The 23,408-nt window shown below is 68.9% G+C and carries 24 protein-coding genes; 7 read left to right on the top strand and 17 right to left on the bottom strand.

Translation table 11 applies throughout. The features are described from left to right. Positions 1-297 precede the first annotated feature (297 nt). Positions 298-1,029 (top strand): winged helix-turn-helix domain-containing protein, encoded by a 732-nt coding sequence (locus AXZ95_RS02430; RefSeq protein WP_018189405.1) that lies wholly within the window; start codon positions 298-300, stop codon positions 1,027-1,029. Between the two features lie 111 nt (positions 1,030-1,140). On the opposite strand, the gene AXZ95_RS02425 is transcribed toward AXZ95_RS02430, so the two are convergent. The 3 genes from AXZ95_RS02425 to AXZ95_RS02415 form a co-directional block, all read right to left on the bottom strand. After that, positions 1,141-1,965, bottom strand: a complete 825-nt coding sequence (locus tag AXZ95_RS02425; RefSeq protein ID WP_018189404.1) for an ABC transporter permease — start codon at positions 1,963-1,965, stop codon at positions 1,141-1,143. Beyond that, positions 1,962-2,975, bottom strand: coding sequence for an ATP-binding cassette domain-containing protein (locus AXZ95_RS02420; protein ID WP_018189403.1), 1,014 nt, complete (start codon positions 2,973-2,975; stop codon positions 1,962-1,964). Before AXZ95_RS02420 ends, AXZ95_RS02425 begins: the two co-directional genes overlap by 4 nt. 154 nt (positions 2,976-3,129) lie before the next feature. Next, on the bottom strand, positions 3,130-3,804 hold the full coding sequence (locus tag AXZ95_RS02415; RefSeq protein ID WP_018189402.1) for a PadR family transcriptional regulator: 675 nt from the start codon (positions 3,802-3,804) through the stop codon (positions 3,130-3,132). Positions 3,805-3,941: 137 nt separating this feature from the next. Between AXZ95_RS02415 and AXZ95_RS02410 the strand changes: the two genes are divergently transcribed. After that, the gene (locus AXZ95_RS02410; protein ID WP_133638751.1) at positions 3,942-4,127 is read left to right on the top strand and encodes a hypothetical protein; all 186 of its coding nucleotides are present in this window, start codon (positions 3,942-3,944) and stop codon (positions 4,125-4,127) included. Here the strand turns inward: AXZ95_RS02410 and AXZ95_RS02405 are convergent. The 13 genes from AXZ95_RS02405 to AXZ95_RS02345 are packed head-to-tail and all read right to left on the bottom strand — an operon-like array spanning position 4,116 to position 17,850. Then, positions 4,116-5,570, bottom strand: a complete 1,455-nt coding sequence (locus AXZ95_RS02405) for an aldehyde dehydrogenase (NADP(+)) (RefSeq protein WP_018189400.1) — start codon at positions 5,568-5,570, stop codon at positions 4,116-4,118. The two genes, AXZ95_RS02410 and AXZ95_RS02405, sit on opposite strands and share 12 nt — an antisense overlap. Beyond that, positions 5,567-6,730 carry an acyl-CoA dehydrogenase family protein gene (locus tag AXZ95_RS02400; RefSeq protein ID WP_018189399.1) on the bottom strand — a complete coding sequence of 388 codons (1,164 nt, stop codon included), beginning with the start codon at positions 6,728-6,730 and terminating at the stop codon, positions 5,567-5,569. Before AXZ95_RS02400 ends, AXZ95_RS02405 begins: the two co-directional genes overlap by 4 nt. Positions 6,731-6,761: 31 nt before the next feature. Further along, positions 6,762-7,880 (bottom strand): CoA transferase, encoded by a 1,119-nt coding sequence (locus AXZ95_RS02395; protein WP_018189398.1) that lies wholly within the window; start codon positions 7,878-7,880, stop codon positions 6,762-6,764. After that, positions 7,881-9,332 carry an aldehyde dehydrogenase family protein gene (locus AXZ95_RS02390; RefSeq protein WP_018189397.1) on the bottom strand — a complete coding sequence of 484 codons (1,452 nt, stop codon included), beginning with the start codon at positions 9,330-9,332 and terminating at the stop codon, positions 7,881-7,883. Positions 9,333-9,335: 3 nt separating this feature from the next. Continuing rightward, the gene (locus AXZ95_RS02385) at positions 9,336-10,124 is read right to left on the bottom strand and encodes an SIS domain-containing protein (protein WP_018189396.1); all 789 of its coding nucleotides are present in this window, start codon (positions 10,122-10,124) and stop codon (positions 9,336-9,338) included. 32 nt (positions 10,125-10,156) lie between these two features. Continuing rightward, positions 10,157-10,912 carry a hypothetical protein gene (locus tag AXZ95_RS02380; RefSeq protein WP_018189395.1) on the bottom strand — a complete coding sequence of 252 codons (756 nt, stop codon included), beginning with the start codon at positions 10,910-10,912 and terminating at the stop codon, positions 10,157-10,159. After that, positions 10,909-11,829, bottom strand: coding sequence for a PfkB family carbohydrate kinase (locus tag AXZ95_RS02375; protein WP_018189394.1), 921 nt, complete (start codon positions 11,827-11,829; stop codon positions 10,909-10,911). Before AXZ95_RS02375 ends, AXZ95_RS02380 begins: the two co-directional genes overlap by 4 nt. Next, the gene (locus tag AXZ95_RS02370; RefSeq protein ID WP_018189393.1) at positions 11,826-12,401 is read right to left on the bottom strand and encodes an isochorismatase family cysteine hydrolase; all 576 of its coding nucleotides are present in this window, start codon (positions 12,399-12,401) and stop codon (positions 11,826-11,828) included. The genes AXZ95_RS02375 and AXZ95_RS02370 overlap by 4 nt, the downstream gene beginning before the upstream one ends. A 22-nt stretch (positions 12,402-12,423) precedes the next feature. Beyond that, positions 12,424-13,326, bottom strand: a complete 903-nt coding sequence (locus AXZ95_RS02365) for an ABC transporter permease (RefSeq protein ID WP_018189392.1) — start codon at positions 13,324-13,326, stop codon at positions 12,424-12,426. After that, entirely contained in the window at positions 13,323-14,432 is a 1,110-nt protein-coding gene (locus AXZ95_RS02360; RefSeq protein ID WP_018189391.1) for an ABC transporter permease, read from the bottom strand. Before AXZ95_RS02360 ends, AXZ95_RS02365 begins: the two co-directional genes overlap by 4 nt. Then, a complete protein-coding gene (locus AXZ95_RS02355; protein WP_018189390.1) occupies positions 14,429-16,003 on the bottom strand; it encodes an ABC transporter ATP-binding protein in 1,575 nt (524 codons plus the stop codon). The genes AXZ95_RS02360 and AXZ95_RS02355 overlap by 4 nt, the downstream gene beginning before the upstream one ends. Positions 16,004-16,016: 13 nt before the next feature. Continuing rightward, complete coding sequence (locus tag AXZ95_RS02350; RefSeq protein ID WP_018189389.1) at positions 16,017-17,087, bottom strand: BMP family ABC transporter substrate-binding protein; 1,071 nt, start codon at positions 17,085-17,087, stop codon at positions 16,017-16,019. Beyond that, entirely contained in the window at positions 17,008-17,850 is an 843-nt protein-coding gene (locus tag AXZ95_RS02345; RefSeq protein WP_231374310.1) for a GntR family transcriptional regulator, read from the bottom strand. The genes AXZ95_RS02350 and AXZ95_RS02345 overlap by 80 nt, the downstream gene beginning before the upstream one ends. Before the next feature lie 268 nt (positions 17,851-18,118). On the opposite strand from AXZ95_RS02345, the gene AXZ95_RS02340 reads away from it, so the two are divergent. The 5 genes from AXZ95_RS02340 (at position 18,119) to AXZ95_RS02320 (ending at position 22,891) form a co-directional block, all read left to right on the top strand. After that, positions 18,119-18,352, top strand: a complete 234-nt coding sequence (locus tag AXZ95_RS02340; RefSeq protein ID WP_231374309.1) for a histidine ammonia-lyase — start codon at positions 18,119-18,121, stop codon at positions 18,350-18,352. A gap of 167 nt (positions 18,353-18,519) precedes the next feature. Next, positions 18,520-18,960, top strand: coding sequence for a DoxX family protein (locus AXZ95_RS02335; protein ID WP_018189386.1), 441 nt, complete (start codon positions 18,520-18,522; stop codon positions 18,958-18,960). Between the two features lie 372 nt (positions 18,961-19,332). Continuing rightward, positions 19,333-19,800: a helix-turn-helix domain-containing protein gene (locus tag AXZ95_RS02330; RefSeq protein ID WP_018189385.1), complete on the top strand. Its 468-nt coding sequence runs from the start codon at positions 19,333-19,335 to the stop codon at positions 19,798-19,800. A 130-nt stretch (positions 19,801-19,930) separates the two neighbouring features. Next, a complete protein-coding gene (locus AXZ95_RS02325) occupies positions 19,931-22,207 on the top strand; it encodes a transglycosylase domain-containing protein (protein WP_018189384.1) in 2,277 nt (758 codons plus the stop codon). A gap of 99 nt (positions 22,208-22,306) precedes the next feature. Further along, positions 22,307-22,891, top strand: a complete 585-nt coding sequence (locus AXZ95_RS02320) for a TetR/AcrR family transcriptional regulator (protein ID WP_018189383.1) — start codon at positions 22,307-22,309, stop codon at positions 22,889-22,891. Positions 22,892-22,927: 36 nt separating this feature from the next. Here AXZ95_RS02320 and AXZ95_RS02315 read toward each other — a convergent pair whose 3' ends face one another. Beyond that, positions 22,928-23,398 carry an SRPBCC family protein gene (locus AXZ95_RS02315; RefSeq protein WP_018189382.1) on the bottom strand — a complete coding sequence of 157 codons (471 nt, stop codon included), beginning with the start codon at positions 23,396-23,398 and terminating at the stop codon, positions 22,928-22,930. Positions 23,399-23,408 lie beyond the last annotated feature (10 nt).

Here is a 23,408-nt window from a genome sequence, read left to right as displayed (position 1 = left end):
TGACCTCCTTCGAGGCCCTTGGGGATGCCGGCATGATGATGGCCGGCCGCGACTCCGTCATGTGTTGCCGAATGTGTCGCTGATCTGACGACCCTTCGCCGAGCAGCAGCCCTCCGACGTCATCTCGTCGTGACCGGGCGCACGCTCCCCGGGAGCGCCACACTCACGCTCCCGCGCATCCGCCCCACCGTCTAGGGGCACACAACACGACATTCCCCGGAATCCCTGCACTCCGCCGTACCCGCGGAGCTTCATCGCATCGGGATCCGGAACATCATCACTAAGGACTCGATTCCCATGTCTCTGGCCACCATCGACACCGCTTTCCCCCGCACCTCCGCCGTCTCCCCCGTCAGCCCGGTCCGTCCGGCTCCGGCGCCCGCCGCCGACCCGGCTCCTCGCATCCGCGCCGTGCCCGAGGGAACCGAGGCCCGTGGCTTCGTGCTCTACGTCGGCATCGACGAGGCGAAGGCCGCCGCCGCAGGCACCGACCTCGGTCGCATCGTGGAGGCGCTGAAGCGTCTCACCGCCGAGATCGCCCCGACCGCCGAGACCTACGCCGCGGTCGCCCTCGCCCCGGCCGGCGCCGGTGGACGCGACGTGGATGTGGTGCGCCTCGCCCTGCAGGACCCGGCCGCCATCGCGAAGCACCGCCACGCTGTCACCGTCGACGAGGATGAGGACCGCGCCGCATCCGGCGTCGTCGTCGACATCTCACGGAAGCGTCTCGTGCTCGACAACCAGACCGTCGCGCTGACCTACAAGGAGTTCGAGCTGCTGCAGTACCTCGTGCTCCGCGAGGGCCGCACCATCGAGCGCTCCGAGCTCATCTCGTCGCTGTGGAGCGGCGCCGATGAGGACGAGATCCCGAACGAGCGCACCATCGACGTGCACGTTCGCCGCCTGCGCGCGAAGCTGGGCCGCTACGAGGACATCGTGCGCACCGTCCGCGGTGTCGGCTACCGCTTCGACCGTCACGCCGACGTCTCGATCCGCTACGCGAGCGCTCCCTCCCCCGACCTCTTCTGACCGCCCCGCCCCGCCCCGGCGCCCACCGCCGAGTCCGCAAAGACTTACCGCTTCTCGGGGGAGAAACGTGCAATTTGTGCGGACTCGACGGTGGGCGGATGGGGCGCGGGGTCAGGCGGAGCGCTGGTAGACGCGGAAGGCGCTGGTCGCCCAGGCGGCCATGACGACCGCGAGCGCCGCCAGCAGACCGGCGTGCGCCCACAGTGTCGCCCAGTCGGGATGCGCGCTGAGCGCCTGGCGACCGACGATCACCGCCCACTCGAACGGGTTGTAGGCGGAGACGTTCTGCACCCACTCCGGCGAGAGCTTCGTGTTCATGATCGCCGAGCTGAGGAACATCAGCGGCAGCGTGATGAGCTGCGAGATTCCGATCAGCGCCGTCTGCTCGCGCGCCAGCAGCGCGACCGCGTTCGACAGCGAGCAGAACACCGCGGTCAGCAGCACCACTCCGAGGAGGAGAAGCAGGATGCCGACGACGCCTCCCTCGTACCGCGCCCCCGCCCAGAACGCGATGCCGACCACCACCAGCGACTGCACCACCGCGAGCAGCGACTGGTAGACGAGCGTCGACACGATCATCGCGCCGCGGTTCGTCGGCGAGGTGAGGAAGCGGTCCATCACGCCGCGATCCATGTCCTGGATGTACACGGTCCCCGACCACGCGGACCCGAACAGCGCCAGCATCATCACGACGCCGGGCGTGAGGTACTCCAGGTAGCTCTGGCCGACGCCGAAGCCGGGGATGTCGATCACCGACTTGAACAGCTGACCGAACAGCAGGAGCCAGATCACCGGCTGCACCAGGTTCATCACCAGGAAGGCCGGCATCCGCCAGGCGGCGCGCAGCTGCCGTCCGGTCAGCAGCAGCGTGTGCGTCAGGAAGGTGGGGCCGTTCCGCCGCTGCGGACGGGACGCGGGAAGGGCGGTCGTGGTCATGATGCGTTCTCCAGGACGAACTCGGCGGACTCCTGCGCCCGCGTGAAGGTGCGGCCGGTGTGCCGCAGGTAGACGTCGTCCAGGCTGGGCCGGGCGACGGTGGCGGAGGCGACGGCGACGCCCGCGGCCTCCAGCGCGGCGAGTGCCAGCGGGAGCGTCGCAGCGCCGTTGTCGGCGCGGGCGCGCAGGGTGCGGCCGTCTCCGCCCACCTCGCGGAGCGCATCCACCCGCTGCAGGGCGGTGAGCCCCGCGAACGGATCCGCGTCGCCGGCCAGCTCGACGATCACGGCGTCGCCGCGGAGATCGTTCTTGAGCTCCTCGGGCGTCCCGCCGGCGACCACCCGTCCGTGGTCGACGATCGCCAGCCGGTCGGCCAGACGGTCCGCCTCGTCGAGATAGTGGGTCGTCAGCAGCACGGTCAGGTTCTCGGCGGTCGTCATCCGTTCGAGCTCCAGCCAGAGCTCGGCACGCGCCTCCGGGTCGAGGCCGGTGGTCGGCTCGTCGAGGAACAGCACCTCCGGCCGGTGCATGAGGCCGATCGCCACATCCAGCTTTCGCGCCATGCCGCCGGAGTAGGTCTTCACCTGGCGGCGGGCGTGGTCGGTCAGGCCGAACCGGTCGAGGAGTTCGCGGGCGCGAGCCGCCGCCTCGCGCCCGGACATGCCCTGCAGCCGGCCGGCGAGTACGAGGTTCTCCACTCCGGTGTCCATCGGATCGGACACCGGCTTCTGGGCGACGAACCCGAGGGCACGGCGGACGCGCGCCGGATGACGCGCGACATCGATGCCCGCGACGTAGGCCGTTCCCGAGTCCGGGCGGGTGAGCGTCGACAGGATCTTCATGGTCGTCGACTTGCCGGCGCCGTTGGGTCCGAGCAGGCCGAACACGGTGCCTTTCTCGGCCACGAAGCCGAGGTCGTCGAGGGCGCGGAGCGGAGGCCTCCCCCGCCCTCCTGGATAGGTCTTCACGAGGCGGTCGGCGGCGAGCGCCGGCCCGTTTGCGGTTGCCATGGTGGCTTCTCTCTTTCAGGTAGGCAGCCACCGACAGGGATATCCTTGAAGACAGCCCTCGGTGACTGTTGACGCAGGTTCCTCACGGAACGACTGAAGGTGTGGATGGCCGGAGAGTTGCCGCTCTCCGGCCATCGTTCTGTGGCACGAGGCCTTACGACAGGAACAGCTCGGCCGCCTCCTTTCCGAAGGCACCCGCGGCGATGCGCTCGCGCAGCTCCTCCATGCCGATCCCTTGGGCGAGCAGCTCATGCAGCTGCTCCCACCAGTCGTAGCCGCCGATCGAGCGGTCGCGGATGCGTGCGGCCAGGTCGGCCACGAACGCGCGCTCCGCCTGGAGCACAGCCATCCGGTAGTGGAACTCGACCATGAAGAGCTCCGGGAGGCCGCTCGCCTCCGCCAGGAGGACGGTGCGTTCGGCGATGTCGGCGTCGATCCGGTCGCGCCGGCGCTCGAGCAGATCCGCTGCGACCTGCGGCGGCAGCATCGGAAGGAGCGAGAGGCCGGTTTCGATGGCCGGGTACTCCTTGACCGGGATCTCGACGAGCTCCCGCAGCCATTCCTCGGCCTCCTGCCGCCCGGCCGGCGTGATCGCGTAGACGACGCGTTCCGGCCGGTTGCCCTCGCGCTCGGTCTGCGCCACGTCGATGAAGCCGTGCTTCTCGAGCGACTTGATGACGGCGTAGAGCGACCCGAAGTTCAGGCGGATGCTGTCTTCCTTTCCGCGCTCCTTCATGGTCGTCGTCATCTCGTACGGGTACATCGGCCGCTCCCAGAGGCAGGCCAGGACGGCCAACGCCAGCGGGTTGGATACCGCACGCTTCGCCATGACGCCTCCTCGGAACGGATCATTACTCTGATTAGAGTATTCGATTCAGAGTAAGGCTGTCCACCCTCTCGGCCCTCGGGGTTCGCGTACCCGTACTCGCGGCCTCCCGCCTCGACGCACGCGATTACGGTTTTCCCGTGGACGACCCGACTTTTCTTCTCCCCGAGATGGCGGCTTCGCGGATCGGCATCGGAGAGCTGCAGGTGCACGAACTCATCGCGGCCGGCGGGCTGCGTACCGTGTTCTACCGCGGAGCCGTGCGGATAGCCCTCGACGAAGTGAACCGTTATCTCGAGAGCCTGTCCGACGTCTCACGCACGTAGTCGGCTCGGGGAGACCATTTCACCGTCGATTCGGCGAGGAACCGTGCTCTCATCGGTGAGTTCTTCGGGAAGCAACGCGGGCGGGCAGTCCTGGTACGCGATCGGTGTGAGGAACCTGCGGATCGCCGTTGCACCGACCGATGTGTGGATGGACGACGTCGTCGCCGGCCACGGCCCGCCGTGGTGCTGCCCCCACGCTATGGCGACGCCGGTCGGCCAGCTGTTGAAGATCACCCGTCCGGACCGGGCCGAAAGCTGCTCGACCAGGGCGGCGATGTCGTCGGAGTCCTCTATGTGGAGTGTCGCTGTGAGCGAACCCTCCACCTGCACCAGAGCGACGGAAAGGTCCCGGTCCTCGCGGTACCGCACCACGACAGCGAACGGGCCGAAGCACTCGTGCACGAAGTAGTCATGGCGGTCGAGGAACTGGCCCAGGTCGACCGTGACGACGACCGGGTCCGTCTCTCCGACCGCGGCGCAGCCTCGGAGGATGCTTCTCCCATCGAATTCTCCCCGGGCGACGTGGTGGTCGAACGCGGCGGTCATGTGTTCGGTGAGAAGCATCTGTGACGGTGCCAGCAGCAGTTGCTCTTCTATGGCGGCGACGAGGGCGTCTCCGGCATCGCTGTCGGGGACGAACACGAGTCCCGGTTTGGTGCAGTACTGTCCGCCATCCCGGGTGAAGGAGCCCACGAAGCCGGCCGCGATGCTCGGCCCCCGGCGTCTGGCGGCCGCCTCGGTGACGACGACCGGATTGATGCTGCCCAGCTCCCCGTAGAACGGGATCGGCGCCGGCCGGGCGCAGGCGATGTCGAAGAGCGCTCGGCCGCCGGCGGTCGAGCCGGTGAAGCCGACCGCCCGGATCGCCGGGTGCCGGACGAGATCGACCCCGTCCTCCACCCCTTCGACGAGGTCGAAGATACCGGGGGGCGCGCCGGCATCCGAGAGCGCGCCCCGGGCCAGCTCGGCGACGCGTCGCGACAGCAGCGGGTGTCCTGGGTGGGCTTTGACGACCACGGGGCAGCCGGCCGCGAGGGCCGACGCCGTGTCGTTGCCGAGCACTGAGAACGCGAACGGGAAGTTCGACGCAGCGAAGACACCGACGGGTCCGAGCGGGCGCAGGATCCGCCGCAGGTCGGGCCTCGGCGGGGTGAGAGTGGCGTCCGCGGTGTCGATCGTGGCCTCGAGGTACGACCCTTCGAGCACCACCCCCGCGAAGAACCTCAGTTGGGCGGCCGTCCTGGTGACCTCCCCGTCGAGGCGGGACGTCGACAGGTGCGTCTCCTCTGCGGCGAGTTGCACCAGCTCGTCCCTGTGCGCCTCGAGCACGGCCGCGAGCGCGTCGAGCCAGCGGGCGCGGTCCGGACGCGGACTCGCCGCGACGAGCGCGGCCGCGTCGGCTGCGGCGACCGCTGCTTCCTCGACCGGGACCGGGCGGCTCATGCGAACGCTGCCAGTCCCGTGAGCGCACGACCGATCACGAGCGCGTGGATGTCGTCGGTGCCCTCGTAGGTGCGGACGGCCTCCAGGTTGGCGGCATGGCGCATGATCGGCCACTCGCTCGTGATGCCGTCGCCCGCGAGGATGGCGCGCGCGGTGTGCGCGATCTCCAGCGCCTCCCGGACGTTGTTCAGCTTTCCGACGCTGATCTGCGCGGGTGTGAGCGCGCCGCTCTCTTTGAGCCGGCCCAGGCGATGGGCGAGGAGGATGCCCTTCTCGTACTCCAGCAGCATGTCGGCGAGCTTCGCCTGCGTGAGCTGGTGCTGGCCGATCGGCTTGCCGAACACCGAGCGCGACGTGCTGCGTTCGAGAGCCGCCTCCAGGCAGGCGCGAGCCGCCCCCATGACGCCCCACACGATCCCGAATCGGGCTTCGTTGAGGCAGCCGAAGGGGCCGGACAGGCCCGCGGCGCCGGGAAGGATCGCGTCCTCGGGCAGCCGGACGCCGTCCAGGACGATGTCGCACTGGATGGATGCGCGCATGGCGAGCTTGCCGTCGATCGGTGTCGCGGTGAAGCCGGGTGAGTCGGTGGGGACGAGGAAACCGCGTATCCCCTCGCCCGTGGCGGCCCAGACGACCGCGACGTCGGCGACGCTGGCCAACCCGATCCACCGCTTCGTGCCCTCCAGGACCCACCCATCGCCATCGCGCCGGGCGGTCGTCGACATCGCAGCGGGGTCGCTGCCCCCGTGGGCCTCGGTCAGGGCGAAGCAGCCGATCGTTTCGCCGCGCGCCATCCGCGGGAGCCACTCCTCCTTCTGCGCCTCCGACCCGTACTTGTGGATCGCCGACATCGCCAGCGACCCCTGCACCGAGACGAAAGTGCGCCATGCACTGTCGGCGGCCTCGAGCTCGAGGCACACCAGCCCGTATGCGACGGCACCCGCGCCGGCGCATCCATAGCCCGAAAGGTGCATGCCGAGGAACCCCTGCTCCCCGAGCGGCGCGACCAGTTCACGGCGGAAGCGCGCGTGTTCGGCATCGTCGTCGATCACCGGGAGGATCCGTTCACGGGCGAAGGCACGGGCCTTGGCCTGCCACTCCCGCTCCGTCGGGCTGAGGAGATCGTCGTAGTCGAACACTTGCTGCAGCTGGGTGGTCATTCGTGGGTTCTTTCTCTCGTCGGCTGAGGCGCTAGTCCGCCCAGAGTGCGCCGTCGTGCTCGCCCAGCGCCGGGGCGGCGCGGACGTACCGTGCGGGGTGGTCGGACAAGCGGATGGGGTTCGCGGGCTGTGCGCTGGAGCGGCCGGTTGCCGGGTCGACGAACCGGGCGATCGGTTCCAGCCCGAGGGATTCGGCGAACGCGAACGCCTCGGGGACGGTGTTCACGAGACCAGCGGGGACTCCTGCCGCTCCGAGCGCCTCGACCCAGGAAGACGCCTCCGCCGAGCGGAGCGCATCCTCGATCAGCGCGCGAAGCTCCTCGCGGTTGCGTACGCGGTCCGCGTTGGTCGCGAACCTCGGGTCGTCGGCCAGGTCGATGTCGAGCGTTTCACACATCCGACGGAACTGGCGGTCGTTCCCGACGGCGATCACCAGCCGGCGGTCGGCCGCCAGGTAGACGTCGTAGGGAGCGATGCTGGGGTGCCCGTTGCCCAACCGCGGCGGAGACTGCCCGGTCGTGATCGCGCTGGACGCCTGATTCGTCAACGCCGACAGCAGGGACGAGAGCAGGTCGACCTCGACCAACCCGCCGCGCCCGGTCCGTTCCCGCGCCCGCAACGCCATCAGCACACCGGACAGGGCGTGCGATCCGGTGATGACGTCGACGAGGGCGACCCCGACCTTGGTCGGGGCACGATCCGGCTCACCCGTGATGCTCATCAGGCCGCCCAGTGCTTGGACGAGGAGGTCGTATCCCGGGAGGGCCGTGGACGAGCCGAAGCCCGTGATGGTGCAGTAGACCAGCCCAGGGTTGGCTCGCCGCAGCGTCGGTTCGTCGAGACCGAAGCCGGCCATCACGCCGGGGCGGAAGTTCTCGACCAGCACGTCGGCGCTCTCGGCGAGCGTCCTGGCGCGAGCGACGCCCTCCGACGTGCGAAGGTCGCACACCACGGAGCGCTTGTTGCGGTTGACCGACGCGAAGTACGTGGAGTTGCCGTCGGCATCCACCGGCGGCGCCCAGTGGCGGGTGTCATCGCCGGCGGGACTCTCCACCTTGACGACGTCGGCGCCGTGGTCGGCCATCATCATCGTCGCGTAGGGGCCGGCGAGGACACGGGAGAAGTCGACGACGCGGACTCCGGAGAGCATTCAGCCCTCCGGCAGCCGATGGCGGCGGATGCGGATGTGGCGCTGCTGCGAGAATCCGGTGAGCCCCTCCGGGCCGAGCTCCCTGCCGAAACCGGACATCTTCCAGCCTCCGAACGGCGCCTGGAGCTCGGTGACGTCGTTCACGTTGACACCGACCCCTCCGGCGTGGAGACCCTCCGCGACCGCCCACGCGCGGTCGAGGTCGCGGCCGTAGACATAGGCGGCGAGACCGAACGGCGTCGCATTAGCCAGGGCGGTGACGCTCTCGTCCGGCGCGAAACGATGGACGGCGACCACAGGCCCGAAGGTCTCCTCGTTCATCGAGAGCGCCGTGGTGGGGACGTTGTCGAGCACGGTCGGCTGGAAGAACAGACCGTCCGGAAGGTCCTTCACCGTCGCCCTCGAACCTCCGGCCGCCAGGGTCGCACCCCGGGAGAGAGCATCGTCGATGTGCGCCCGGGCGGTGTCGATGACGCCGGAGGTGGTGGCGGGTCCGCACGTCACGTCTCCGTCCGTCCCGTGGCCCAGACGGATCCGCGACGCCTCCTCGGCGAGCGCGGCGACGAAGTCGTCGGCCAGCGAGTCCGCGACGAGCACGCGGTTCACGGCGATGCAGATCTGCCCGGTGTTCGAGAACGACCGGCGCGCAGCGGCCGCGGCGGCCTCCGCGACGTCGGCGTCGTCGAGGACGATGAACGGGCTGTGACCCCCGAGTTCCAGCGAGAGGCGCTTCATCGTGTCGGCGGCGGTCCGCATCAACGCCTGCCCGGTCCGCGTCGAGGCCGTGGCTGTGATCATGTCGATCCGCGGGTGCGCCGCCAGCCGCTGTCCCGCCTCGATCCCGCCGGGGAGATCGGCCAGCACACCGGCGGGGAGGCCGGCGTCGTGGAGCGCCTGCACGAGCAGCCCGACGGCCAGCGGAGTCTCCACCGGCGGCTTGACGATCACCGCGTTGCCGGCCGCGAGAGCGGGGCCGATCTTCCAGCAGTAGAGATCGATCGGGTAGTTCCAGGGGACGATCGCCCCGACGATGCCGACGGGCGCCCAGCTGACGATGGACCGGATGTCGGCTCTGTCGCTCGGACGGACGCTACCCCCGAGCCGCCTGCCCTCCTCCGCGTAGTAGTCGAGCACGACCGCCCCGAACAGGATCTCCTTGCGGCTGTCGGCCAGCGGCTTGCCCTGTTCGAGCGTGAGCACCGCGGCGATGTCGTCCACGCGCTCGTTCACGAGGGCCGCCGCCCGGTGGAGGATGGCGGCGCGCTCCGACGCGGACATCCGCGACCAGGTCGAGAACCCGGCCAGCGCTGCATCGACCGCGAGGTCGACGTCGGCCGCGCCGGCCACCGAGGAGCGGCCGACCGGGAGTCGGGTGGCCGGGTCGACGACGTCGATGGTCTCGCCCGACGAACTCGCGACCCAGCGGCCGCCGATGTAGAGGGACCTGTCCATGCGCTACTTCACCACCGGCGCCGAGAACTCGCGGTCGCGCAGCCGCCGCCAGAGGTCCGCGTAGTTGCGGTCGTTCTGCTGGTGGGCTTCGGTCGTGCGGTTCGAATTCGTGTTGACCATGATCATCGGCTGGTAACCGCGGGCGACCAGCGACGCGGTGGCGGACGCGTTGATGGCGTGCGAGACCGCGACGGCGACCGACGTGGACGTGGGGCCGACGGGATACTCCAGGCCGTCGATGAACTGAGACGCGTCTTCGAGCGGGATGCCCGTGTCCACCGTGACATCGGCGATCTCGAAGAGGCGCTTGCCCGACGAGTGTCTGCTGGCGACCTGGGACGAGTGCGGGACGCTGGTCACGCCGATGACCTTCAGCCCGCGCTCCTTGAACTCGATCGCCATGTCGAGGATGACGGCGTTGATGCCCGAGTGGCTGAACAGGATGAGCGCGTCACCTTCCTTGATCTGGTGGGAGCGCAGGATGGCCTTGCCGTATCCCTCCTGCGTGTGGAGGAACCGGTACTGGGCCGTTCCCATGTCTCCGAGCACGTGGTGCATCAGAGCGATGGACGTCTCCACGATCGGACGGAAGCCGGTGACGCCTCCAGTCCGGGGAAACGTCTCGAGCGCGGCAAACCCGCCGTGCCCGGTCCCGAACGCGAAGACGAGACCGTCTCCCTCGATCGTGTCGGCGCAGATGGCGCCGGCAGCCGAGATGTTCTCCTCCTGGGTGTCGCGGACCCAGGCGAGCTTGGCGATGACGTCGTCGAGGTAGCTGTGCGCGATGGTCATAGTGGTGTCCTCTCTGGACGGATGGGGATGGGTCAGAAGGTGTCGGGTTCGGCGACGAGCGCGTCGAATCCGGCGCGGAGCAGTCGCGCCTCGGCCTCGATCCGCTCGTCGTGCGGGAGCTTCTCGCGGGTGCTCCCGTCGACGCTGGCGAGGCAGAGGGAGGCGGCCGCCACGCCGAGCGCCCGCGCCGCGACGAAGAGGGCGCTGGTCTCCATGTCGGCCGCGATCACGCCGTTCGCCGCGTGGAACGCGAGCGTCTCCGCGGCCCTGGTCGACGCCGGGTCGAGATCGAACATGTCCGTGTAGAAGCCGTCGAACGTCGCGTACAGGCCGGAGCGCGTGGGGGTGCCGCTCGCCGTGGCCGCGCGTTCCGCGCGGCGGGTGAGGTCGAAGTCGGGCACCGCGGGATACTCGACGGGGAGGTATCCGGCGGACGTCCCCTCGTTCCGGACAGCGCCGTGCGCGACGACGAAGTCGCCGAGGCGTGTGGGGCCGAGCGTGAGCGCGGTGCCGAGCCGGATGAACTGGGTCACGCCGAGGGTACTGAGCTCGTGGAGCACGATGGCCGCGATCGGCGCGCCCATCCCGAAGGCGCTGACCGTGATCCGCTCTCCGCGGTAGGTGCCCGTGGCCGTCGTGAGCCCACGGTCCTCGTTGAGCACGACGGCGTCCTCGAGGATGGTGGCCGCGATCGCCACACGTCCGCGATCGCCCACGAGGACGGCGCGGTCGCCGACGTCGTCACGTCCGCATCGGAGGTACCAGGCGGTGGGAGGGGTGGACGTCACGGTGTCTCCTTGGTGATCGAGAGGGGGGTGCGGTGGCGGCGTTCGAGCATCGCTGCGGACGCTTCGGTGGAGGCCACCAGGTGCTGGTGGAGCTGTTGGGGCGTGAGCGCGCCGGCGGGCCGTTCGGCTGCCAGGAGCGCGGTGAGCGTTCCGATGAAGGTGTCGCCTGCACCGGTGGCGTCCGCGGCGGCGACGGGGACGACCTCGACCGAACCGGCCAGGGCCGGGTCGCCGACGACCGCGTAGTCGACGCCGCGCGCTCCCCGGGTCTCCACCAGAAGCGTCCCGGGGCGGACTCGGGCCTCGGGTCGGGCTCCACCGTCGCTCAGGAAGGGTGCCTCGCCGGAGCTGAAGCTCACGAGCGCGGAGCGACGGAGAAGGCGCTCGACGAGCTCGGGAGGAAACGCCGACGCGTCCGACTTGACCGCCCACGCCAGCCGGGTCGTGTCCGGGAGGAGGTCGAGCACCTGCTCGACGATGTGCCGAGGGGCGACGGTCAGGAGGCACCAGTCCGCGGCAACCAGGATCGCGGCCTGCGCGGGGGTGAGCTCGCTCCCGTGGCAGTCTCCCGGGTCAAAGAGGCAGATCGTCCCGCCCGCCTCGAAGTGGATGAGGGTCGATGTTGGCGTCCGGGAGCCGGAGACGGCGACGCCCGCGTCCGAAGCACCGTGCGAGCGGAGCGCCGCGCGCCAGCGGTCGCCGTTCTCGTCGGCGCCGACCCAGCTGACCGCGTCGGCCTCGGCCCCGGCGAGGTGGATCGCGCTGGTGATGTGGACGATGCCGCCGGCGTTCCCGTCGGCGAGCTTCGGGCCGACGATGCTGGTGGCGTCGAGTCCCTGGAACCGCGGCGACCGGACCGTTGAGTCCAGGCTCGCGTATCCGACGACGGCCAGCCGATGCACAGAACCCGCCGTCATCGGAGCGCGTCCAGCGCCTGGTCGAGCGTCGGCACGCTCCCCATGTACCGCTCGATGTCCTCGAGGCTGGCAGCCGCCAGGTGGGGCCGGTTGGAGTTCGTCGTCTCGCGGGGGACGAGGACCTCGAAGCCGCCGGCGAAGGCGTCCTGAGCCGTGGCCCGGATGCACACGTTCGTCTTGACGCCCACGATCATGACCCGGCGGATGTCCTGCTCGCGGAGGAGGAGGTCGAGGTCGGTCGCATAAAACGCCGAGAACCTCCGCTTGGTCACCTCGACCTCTCGCGGCCCGAACACGGGCTCGAAGCCCGGCACGTACTCCGCGTCGGCGCTCCCCTCCTGATGGTGGCGCGGGAGCTTGGCGAACTCGAAGTCCTCGACCCCGGCGCGGTGGCGCTCGACGGCGTGCACGACGAACGCGTCGCTCGCCCTGGCCTGGTCGAGGAGCAGGTGGATGGGGTCGAGCGTGAGCGGAGCGTCCGGGTAGTAGTTCGCCTCCAACGGTCGGTAGAACGATGCGATCACGTCGACGAGCACGAGGGCGGTCTGTGCGGTCGTTGGTGCTGTGGTCACGGTGGGTGCCTCCTGGAGAGGGTCAGACGAGCCGGCGGGCGTTGCGGCGCTGCTCGCGGATCGCGGTCAGCGTGAGGACGAGGACGACGGCCACATACGGCAGCGTCGAGATGAGGTCGGGCGAGAGGCCGCCGACGGTCTGCAGACGGATCTGGAGAGCGTCGAAGAAGCCGAAGAGCACGCACGCGAGGGCCGTCGGCAACGGTCGGGACCGGCCGAAGTAGAAGGCGGCCAGCGCGACGAAGCCACGGCCCGCCGTCATGTTCTCGTTGAACAGCCCGACGGCTCCCAGGCTGAGGGCGACACCTCCCAGACCGGCAAGGGCCCCGGCGATGATCCCGGCGATGTCGCGGATGCGAAGGGTGCGGAGACCGAGTGACGTGCTGATCCCGGCCGACGCGCCGCTCGCCCGCAACCGGAGGCCGCCCGGTGTCCTGGCGAGGACCCAGGCGATCAGCGGGACCAGGGCGATCGTCAGCCAGAAGAGCGGGTCCTTGCCGGAGAGCACGGCTCCGAGGACGGGGACGTCGTCGATGCCCGGGATCGTGATCGCCGGAAGCCGCTGCAGGCCGGGGACGTGGAGTGTCCCGGAGACCGAGAAGACCGACCGGAGCACGTAGCCGACCAGACCGAGCACGACGATGTTGAAGCCGAGACCCACGATGATCTCGTTGGCCTTCAGCCGTGTGATGATCGCGCTCATCAGCCACCCGGACAGCGCACCGGCTGCCGCTCCCCCGAGCACCCCGAGGAGCCAGTTCTGACTGGCGCCGCTCACGAGCGCTCCGATGAACGCGCCGACCAGCATGTGCGCTTCCAGTCCGATGTTGACGATCCCGGCCCGACGGTGGATGGCGCCTCCCAGGGCGGCGAGCGCGATCGGCACGGAGAGGACGAGGGCGGAGGCGATGATGTCGTCGATCACGCGTCGTCCCTTCCCGCGCCGCGACGGGCGCGTTTCATGAAGCGGGGGATCGCGAAGGACGCCACCGCGAAGACCATCACGGTGCCCTGGAGGATGTCGATCAGCTGGATCGGGATGTTGACGAAGAGTTGGACGGTCGCCCCCGCGGAGTTGAGGGCGCCGAAGAGGATCGCTCCGACCACGATGCCGATGGGATTGAACCGTGCAAGCAGGGCGATGGCGATGCCGGTGAAGCCGAAGCTCGCCGAGAAGCCGCTGGTGTACCGGTGGACGATGCCGAGCGCGTGAGCACCGCCGCCGAGACCGCCGATCAGCCCAGCGCCGAGGATCGCGACGAAGACGACCAGACGGACCCGGAGCCCCTGCGCGAGGGAGAAGCGCGGTGCGCTCCCGACGGCACGGAACTCGAAGCCGAGGACCGAGCGACGCATCCACACGGCGTACCCGGCGACGACGACGATGGCGATGATGAGTCCGACGTTGGCCTGGTTCGGCGGGTTCAGTGGCGGTAGCTCGGCGGCCGGTGCGACGTACGCCGTAGCCGAGTTGGCCTGCCCGCGCTGCTGGAAGAAGGCCTGGACGCTCCAATTGGCCACTCCGATGACGATGAAGTTGAACATCAGTGTGGTGACGACCTCGTCGACCGCCCAGCGCGCGCGGAGCAGCGCGGGGATGGCGGCCGCCGCACCGCCGGCGACGGTGGCCGACAGGAGGGTGACGGCGACGGCGAGCACTGGGGGCAGGCCGCCGACCGACGAGCCGACGACGGCGGCGGTCAACCCGCCGAGCACGAAGCTGCCCTCCACGCCGACGGTGAACACCCCCGCCCGATAGGCGAAGGCGGCGGCCACCGCTGTGAACAGCAGTGGCGTCGCGGCGGCGAGTGTCGCGTCGATCCGGTTGATGTCTCCGAAGGCCTCGCGGACGAGCATCCCATAGACGACGAAGGGGTTGTTGCCGGTCACGGCCAGAACGACTCCCCCGACGATCAGTGCGATCGCCACCGGCAGGCCAGCTCCGCGGACGCCGGCGAGGATGCGCGCCCGGGTGAAGCCCGCACGGGAGCCAGGCACGGCGTCGACGGAGGCGGTGCGCAGTTCGGTCATCTCCCCTCCTCCTCTGTTGTGGGGGTTGTTGCGGTCTCACCGAGCATGAGGCGGCCGATCTCGGCGCGGGGCGCATCGCCGGGGAGCGTCCCGGCGACTCTGCCCTGGCAGAGCACGACGATGCGGTCGGCCAGGACATGCAGTTCGTCGAGCTCCTCGCTGAACAGGAGGACCGCGGCGCCGTCGTCGCGCGCCTGCCGGAGCAGTTCGTGGATGTAGCCGATCCCGCGGACGTCGACGCCACGGGTCGGCTGGCTGGCGATCAGGACGCGGGGTTCGTCGATCGTCTCCCGACCGATCACGACGCGCTGCTGGTTGCCGCCGGACAGACTCGATGCGGGGTCCTTCGCCGTGCCGAAGCGCACGGCGGCGCGGTCGAGGACGGCCCGGACCCTGGCGTCGACGGTGGAACGGCGTAACCACCCGGCGCGGCCCAGCCGGGAGAGCCCGGACGACGCGATCGCGTTGTCGACGAGGCTCAGGTCGATGCCGAGCCCCTCTCGCTTGCGGTCGGCGCTGACATAGCGGATGCCGAGCCGGCGGCGCCCGCGAACCGTCTCCCGGGTGAGATCGACGCCGTCGAGCAGGATCGATCCGGACGAGCAGTCCCGGATGCCGAGGATCGCCTCCGCGAGCTCCTCCTGCCCGTTGCCCGCCACCGCGGCGACACCGACGATCTCGCAGCGGTGAAGGCTGAACCCGACACCGGAGAGCCGCTGGATCCCACGATCGTCGGCGGCGCTCAACCCGTCGACCACCAGCACGGCCTCGCCGATCGCGGGCCGGCCGGCCTCATCGCGCACCTCCACCGCCTGATCGCCGACGATCAGCTCGGTCAGGCCCGCCCGGTCGACCTCACCGCGGGAGAACGACGCAACGGTGCGGCCCGAGCGCAGGACGGTGATGTCGTCCGCGATCTCGACCACCTCATCCAGCTTGTGGCTGATGAAGATCACCGTCCGACCCGCCGCGCGCAGCGACAGCAACAGGCGGAGGAGTTCCGCCGCCTGCGCAGGGGCGAGAACGGCCGTCGGCTCGTCGAGGATGAGCACGTCCGCGCCCCGGTACAGCAGTCGCAGGATCTCCACCTGCTGTTGGACGGCGATCGACGCGTGCGCGGCTGACAGGTCCCATTCGATCTCCACCCCGACGACCGCGGCGAGCTCGCGTGCGTCCGCGAGCGCCCGCTTCCGATCCCAGACGAGCCCGGCGCGGGGCTCTGCGCCGAGGACGAGGTTCTCGAGCAGGGTCAGCTCCGGGATGATCGCGAGCTCCTGCTGGACGAGGCCGATACCGCGGGCGATCGCGTCCCGCGGGCCGCTGAAGGTCACGTCGGCGTCGTCGACGACGATGGCTCCGGCGTCGGGGGCGTCGAGACCGTAGAGCATGCGCATGAGCGTGGACTTGCCTGCACCGTTCTCTCCGACGATGGCGTGCACGGACCCTCGCCGGACGGTGACGCTCACGTCGACGTTCGCTCGGACGGAACCGAAGGCTCGGCTCACGCCCCGCGCGCCGATCCGGCAGGTCACCGGATCGGCGGCGGGGGTGGTGGGGGAAAGGATGGGCATCCGCTGGTGCTTCCTACTTGCCGCTGTAGAAGCTCGGGTAGCCCTGGTCGACCACGTTCCAGACCTTGAGGGAGCCGTCGATGATCTTCTTCTTGAGCGCGTCGACCTTGTCGATCGTGGCCTGCCCGATGGCGTCCTTGGTGTACTTGAAGTCGGTGAGGCCGACCCCGTCCTGCGCCAGGCCGTAATAGACCGTCTTGCCGCCGGGGAACGAGCCGTCGGCGTACTGCTTGACGATGTCGGCGACGGCGACATCCGTCTTCTTCACCATGCTCGTCAGGACGCTGCCCGGTGCGATGCCGTCCTGGTCGCCGTCCACTCCGATCGCGTAGTGGTCGGCGTCCTTCGCCGCCTGGATGACGCCGGAGCCGGTGCCGCCGGCCACCGCGTAGACGATGTCGGCGCCCTGGTCGAACATCGACTTGGCGAGCTGCTGGCCCTTGGTCGGGTCGGCGAAGCTGTTGGCGTACGCGGTGAGCACCTTGACGTTCGGGTCGACGTCGTGGGCTCCCTGGATGTATCCGACCAGGAACTTGTCGATGCCGACCGACTGCGTGCCGCCGATGACGCCGATGACCTTCTCCGGGTTGATCTTCGGGTCCGACGTGTTCGTGGTCTGCATCGCGGCGAGGGCGCCTGCCAGGTACGACCCCTCCTGCTCCTGGAAGAGGACGGAGGCGACGTTCTTGCCCTTCGCGGTCGCATTCACCAGCACCCAGTCGGTCTTGGCGTAGTCCGCCGCGACCTTCGAGAGGATCTCGTTGTGGGAGTACTCGAGGTCGACGACCAGGCCCAGGTTCTGCCCGCCTGCGCGGCGGAGGATCTGCTCGCCCTGGCCGACGACGTCGGAGGACTCGATCGGGGAGCCGGTCATCCCGTTCGCCTTCACTGCGGACTTGAAGCCCGAGTAGGCCAGGTCGTTGTACGACTGATCGCCGAGACCTCCCTGCGCGATGACGAGCGCAGCGGACTTGGCGGGGCCCGACGACGAGGACGATCCGGCGTCAGCGGCGCATCCGCTGAGCAGCAGCAGCGAGGCCGCCGCCGGAACGAGGAAAGCTGTGAGTGCGGTCTTCTTCTTCATGGGTCACTCCGGGGTTAGAGGGGGCGAAAGTGATGTGGTACAGGTACTGCGATCCGAGATAGCGGGCTCGCACGACTTCGACCAGCCGGCCGGTGGTGTCACGTGAGTCTCGGACGATTTCGATGAGCGCCGTCCCCTCGTCGACGTTCAGGACGGCGGCGTCGGAGGCGTTCGCGTTGATCGCACGCAACGTCTCCTCGCCGGAGGCCAGGAAGATCCCGTGTGTCTGCAGCGACTGATAGAACGAGAAGCCGGGCGCCGCGGCCGTCTGCTCGTCCATCCCCAGGACATCGACGACATCGGCCGGCACCAGCGCACGATGGATGCCGACGGGAACACCATCGACGAGGCGGAGTCGCTCGACGGACACCACGGCCTGGTCCTCGGCGAACGACGAGTCCGGCCGCCCGGACGCATGCGGCTCGAAGCGGTCGAACGAGAGGAGCTCGCTGCCGGGCGTCAGTCCGAGGCCGTGGACGTGCTCGGAGAAGCTGGTGAAGTCGGGCAGCTGGCGTTCCATCGGCCGCGCGTTGACGAAGGTGCCACGACCCTGACGACGTGAGATGAGACCGCGCTCGATCAGCAGGTCGAACGCCTTGATCACGGTTGCGCGGCTCAGATGGTTCTCGCTGGCGAGGGCGTTCTCACTGGGCAGGAGATCGCCGGGCTGGAGCTGCTCCTCGGCGATGAACGCCTGCAGTGCGTTGGCCAGCTGGAGGTACATGGGCGGGCCTCCACGACCCTGCTCGAGCGCAACTTTCATGCTGGATCCCTCTCGGTGCAACGACGGTGTTGTCGTCACATTGTCACGGTTGACCAGTTGTCCGGTCAAGTGGAGATTGTCAGACCGGAACGCGCAGCGGAAGAGACGAAACAGCGAATTTACATAGGGTGCCGAAGCCGGAAACACGCCCCCGGAGAGCGACAGACACTTCGGATGGCACCCACGGGAGCTCGGGATCGATCACGTACCCTGACAGAAGTTTCGGAACATGGATGCGGGGCGCGATGGCAGCAGGAGGAGGAGCACCATGAGCGTTGCATTCCCGGAGGGGATGATCTCAGTCACGACCGCGGACGGCGACATCGTCATCCTCCGCATCTGCGATCTGTGCGGTGCGGCCGTCGTCGAAGGTGAGGGCACCGACCTCGGGTTCCATAAACGCTGGCACCGGCTCACCGGCTCGGGCAACTGGATCGACCCGGCGACCGGCCGCCACCACGGCCCAGGGAACCCGGCTTACCCGGGCGGCTCGCCCTCCTGAAAGACTGCGGCGCGTTCGGCGACACGAGATCGCGATCGGATCGGTTCACCTGACACGCCGCTGTCCGGCGATTCCCGGAGCATGTCCACCGGCGCTCCAGAAAGCGCTGCGAGGGTAGACCGCACGGTGCATCCCGCACCGGAAGTCACCACGACCTGGAGGACTCCATGAGCCCACGCGCAACGTCTCGACCGTCGACTCGCGACCTCGGTCTGCTCCTGCTCCGCATCGCCGTCGGAGGCATACTCATCGCCCACGGCATCCAGAAGCTGTTCGTCTACACCCTGCCCGGGGTGACGGAATCCTTCGCGGGGATGGGTGTCCCCGCCGCGGAGGTCGTGGCGCCGGCGGTCGCGACCATCGAACTGCTCGGAGGTGCGCTCATCGTGGCGGGAGTCGGCACACGCATCGCCGGGCTCTTCGCCGCGGCCGCGATGCTGGGCGCCGTATTCACGGCCCACATCTCCGCCGGCTTCTTCGCCAGTGACGGCGGATTCGAGTTCCCGCTGCTGCTGGCCTGTGCGGCCGTCGCGCTCGCCCTGACCGGTCCCGGACGCCTGTCCTTGCACGCAGCCGTCCTGCATGGGCGGATGCCGCTGGCGGCCTGAGCCCGGTCGGTCGAGTTCGAGGGAAAACCGCGGCGTGCGGGATCGGCGATGTCGTTCCGACGACAGTTCTCACGTACGCATAGCGAACTCGCAGAAAAAATAACGACTTGATAACTAGATGCCGTTACCTCTTCGTTATATAGTTCAAGAGCAATGGTTGTTTGCTGTGGCAGCCATCGCGGAATGTGATTGCAGGACACTCTTGGTGCAAGGGAGAGGGCCGGCCGCTAGCCTCTGCGGCCGGCCCTCAATCTTTTGTCTCCCCGTCCTCTCCTTCCGCCCTCGCCGGTCCCCCGTGGTGGCACGGATGTCGGCCTCGCGCGCATGATGAGAAGATGCGAATGCATTGAGCTCGCATAAGGAGGACGGGTCATGGCCGAGAGCGCGATGGCGGCGGAGTCGACGAAACGCGCCCGCATCAGCGCCGTCTCCGCGTGGGAGTCGCTGTTCCGGGCCCAGGTAGCCGTGATGCGGACGTTGGCGGCCGAGTTCCCCACCCGCGACATCTCGTTCAACGAGTACGACGTCCTGTTCAACCTGTCGCGGCAGCCGAACCGCGAACTGCGCCTGCGCGACCTGAACAAGCACGTGCTGCTCACCCAGCCGAGCGTGAGCCGCCTCGTCGACCGGCTGGTCGCACGCGGACTGGTGGCGAAATGCCCGGAGCCGTCCGATGCGCGCGGCACGGTGATCCGGCTGACCGACACGGGATACGACATGTTCCGCCGGGTCGCCGTCGATCATATGAAGACCATCACAGAACGCGTCGGCGGTCGGCTGACCCCCGAGGAACTCGAGACCCTCGCCGTGCTCTGCGACAAGCTGCGCGACGCCTCCTGACGAAGGTTTCCACAGGCCCAGCGGTCTTCGTTCTCTCCACCAACCTGAGCGTGCGCGTCCCGGACCCGTCGGATGCGACGCGTATCATTGCCGCCACGGACGGATGGTTGTTCCACGAGGGAGAAGACGCATGAGATGGGGATGGGCGCCTGCCCTGGCCGGCTTCGTGGCACTGAGCGGACTCGCTGGTGTGCTGGCTGCGGCGGCGGTGACACCGGCCGTGGCGCTCACGGGCAGCGCGGCCGATTCGACCATCAGCGTCTTCGACGGTCTGCCCGAATACATCAAGGTCGAGCCGCTCGCACAGGCCTCGACGATGTACGCCCTCAGCAACGGGCAGCAGGTCCCGATCGCCAGCTTCTACTCGCAGAACCGCGTCGAGGTCGGCTGGGACGGCATCTCGCAGAACCTCAAGGACGCCGCCATCGCCACGGAGGATCCGCGGTTCTATGAGCACGGCGGCGTGGATGTCACGGGCACCGTGCGCGGGGCCGTTCTGACGGCGCTGCACAAATCCGTGCAGGGTGGCTCGTCGATCACGCAGCAGTACGTGAAGAACATCCTCGTCCAGCGCTGCGAGAACAAGCAGCCGGACCCGACCGCGACCGATGCGGTCCAGAAGAAGCAGCTCACGGTCTACGAGGCCTGCTACGACGACGCGACGAAGGTGGACCCGTCGCGCAAGCTGAAGGAGATGCGCTACGCGATCGGGCTCGAGAAGGAGTACTCGAAGAACGACATCCTTCAGAGCTACCTGAACATCGCGCTATTCGGCGGCCGGGTGTACGGCGTCCAGTCCGCTGCCGAGTACTACTTCGGCGTTGCGGCGAAGGATGTGAACATCCAGCAGGCGGCGACGCTGATCGCCATCCTGAACAACCCCGACAACCTGCGCATCGACCGTCCGGACGACAAGGAGAACGGCGCCGCCAACGGCTACAAGGAGACCCTCGACCGGCGCAACTACGTGCTCGACCGGATGTTCGCCAACGGGAAGATCACCAAAGAGGAGCACGACGCGGCTCGGGCCACCAAGGTCGAGCCAAAGATCACCCCGACGCAGAACGGCTGCATGACCGCCCAGCAGTACAACGCCGCGTTCTTCTGCGACTACGTCGAGCGGACCATCGAGCAGAACCCGATCTTCGGCAAGACCGAGGACGACCGCTCCAACTTCCTCACCCGCGGCGGCCTCAAGATCTACACGACGCTCAACCTCGACCTGCAGAGCCAGGCGCAGGCGGCGATCAGCGCGTACATCCCGCCGGCCGACCCGCGCCTCGACCTCGGATCGTCGAACGTCTCCGTCGAGGTCGGGACCGGGCGCGTCGTGACCATGGTGCAGAACCGCCCGTACGACAACACGGCGAATCCGGCCCCGGCGACAACGGCCGTCAATTACAACACCGACTACGACTACGGCGGCTCCGAGGGCTTCCAGACCGGTTCGGCGTACAAGGTGTTCGACCTGCTCGAATGGCTCCAGGAGGGGCACTCGCTCTACCAGACGGTGAGCGGAACCCAGCACGTCTTCCCGCAGACGCAGTTCCACGCGAGCGACCCGTGCAACGACATCGGCGGGGCCCCCTGGAACGTCTCCAACGACGAGGGCGAGAGCGTCACGGCGACGACCGTGATGAATGCGACCGCGCAGTCGATCAACACCGTGTTCGCGAAGATGGCGACCCAGCTCGACCTGTGCGGCATCAAGCAGCGCGCCCAGGATCTGCTGGTCCACGGCGCGGACGAGGCGGCGAACCCGTTCATGGCCAACCCGTCGGCGGTGCTCGGCACGAACTACATCGCGCCGATCACCATGGCCACCGCCTACGCGGGCCTCGCCAACAACGGCGTCGCCTGCAGCCCCATCGCGATCGACAAGATCGTCGACGCCGACGGCGCCGAGCACGCGGTGCCCAAGACGGCGTGCTCGCCGACGCCGATCGATCCGCAGGTCGCCGCTGCCGCGATCTACGCGCTGCAGGGCGTGCTGCGCGGAGGCGGCACGGCGTCGTCGGCCAACCCCGGCGACGGAATCCCGATCTTCGGCAAGACCGGCACGACCGACAACTCCGTCGAGAACTGGCTCGTCACCTCCACCACCAAGGTCGCCCAGGCCACCTGGGTCGGCAACGTCCAGGGCGGCGTCGCGCTCCGCAGCCAGAGCTTCCAGGGCATCGGAGGCGGCAACGTCAAGTTCTCGATCGTCAAGCGCATCCAGACAGCCCTGAACGCGGCGTACGGAGGCGGGGCCTTCCCGTCGCCGAGCGGCAAGTTCACGACGGTTCCGGTCGCACCCAAGCCGCCGACCGCTCCGGGAGCGCCGACGGCACCCGCACCGGGAGCCGGCGGCAACCCCGGGAACGGTGGCGGCCAGGGCGGTCCGGGCAAGCCCGGTAAGCCCTGATAGAGCCGCGAGTCGGCCCGGCCTTCGCACGCCGAAGGTCGGCAGCAGAGTCCACTGCTGTCTAGCCAGGCCGCCCGATATCAGGACTAGTGTTATCGCGTGGGACGCACACCAGATCCGAACCGCAAACCGGAACTGCTCGGCCGCATCATGGAGCACGTGGCGACGGAGCCGCTCTCCCGCATGACCTTTCGCAGTCTGGCCAGCGCCCTCGGGGTGAGCACCTACTCGTTCGTGTACCACTTCGGCTCCCGCCAGGAGATGATCGACGCCATCCTCGAAGAGGGCGTCCGTCAGCAGACCGAGTCGCTCGCCGGTGTCGAAGTGACGGCGTTCGACCGCGACCAGTTCCACGACTGGTACAAGGAGGCGTTCCGCCACTCCCTGCGTGAGAACAATCGCACCGGCCTTCGCCTGCAGTTCGAGGCGGGAGCCCTGGAGCCGATCGACCCCGACATCGGCAAGCGCGTGACCACGTCCTTCATGCAGTGGCGCGACACGGTCAAAGCGTGGCTCAAGAAGCAGGGCATCGAGACCCGGCGGGCGGGCATCCTCGCCACCTGGCTCGTCGACTCGGCCGCCGGGCTCCACTTCGGCTTCCTGATGACCGGCGACCGAAACGGCACCGTGCAGGCGTTCGACGTGTTCCTCGTCGCGTTCCTCCGCGAAGCGTTCGACGCCTGATCGGGCGACCGCGCCGCCCAACCGGCGAGCGGACGCCTACCGCGCGTCGCGCTCGGCCACCGTCTTCACACCCTCCAACATCTGCGCCCAGTTCGCCCGGGAGTGCTCCGCGGCCTCCCGCGTCGGGTTGTTGTCCTGGTCGAGGGTCACGCGCGTTCCGCCGGGGATCTCATCCAGCTCGAACCGGAGGGTGTGATAGTTCTCCGGTTCGTCGGGCAGGCCGCTCAGCGGGCTGAAGTGCGTCAGCACAATACGCCACGGCTCCTCGCGATCCTCCAGCTCGATCACCCGACCGTGGTCCTCGAACGCCTTGCCCTGCCATTCGCCGCGCCAGACGATCTCCGACCCCAGGCGCCAGTCGGACACCACGTCCGCGCCGAACAGGATCTCCGGACGCGCGCCGTTCGTGGTCAGCACATCCCACACCGCACGCCGTGGTGCGGCCACGTCGATCTCCGCACGCGCCACATAGTTGCCCATCGTCGCCTCCCGGGTCGTGTCGCCCATCCCACACCCG

This window comes from Leifsonia sp. 115AMFTsu3.1, assembly GCF_004362795.1.
Taxonomy (GTDB): Bacteria; Actinomycetota; Actinomycetes; order Actinomycetales; family Microbacteriaceae; genus Leifsonia.
The sequence above is the reverse complement of the archived record's forward strand: the minus strand, read 5'-3'. Positions and strand labels throughout refer to the sequence as shown.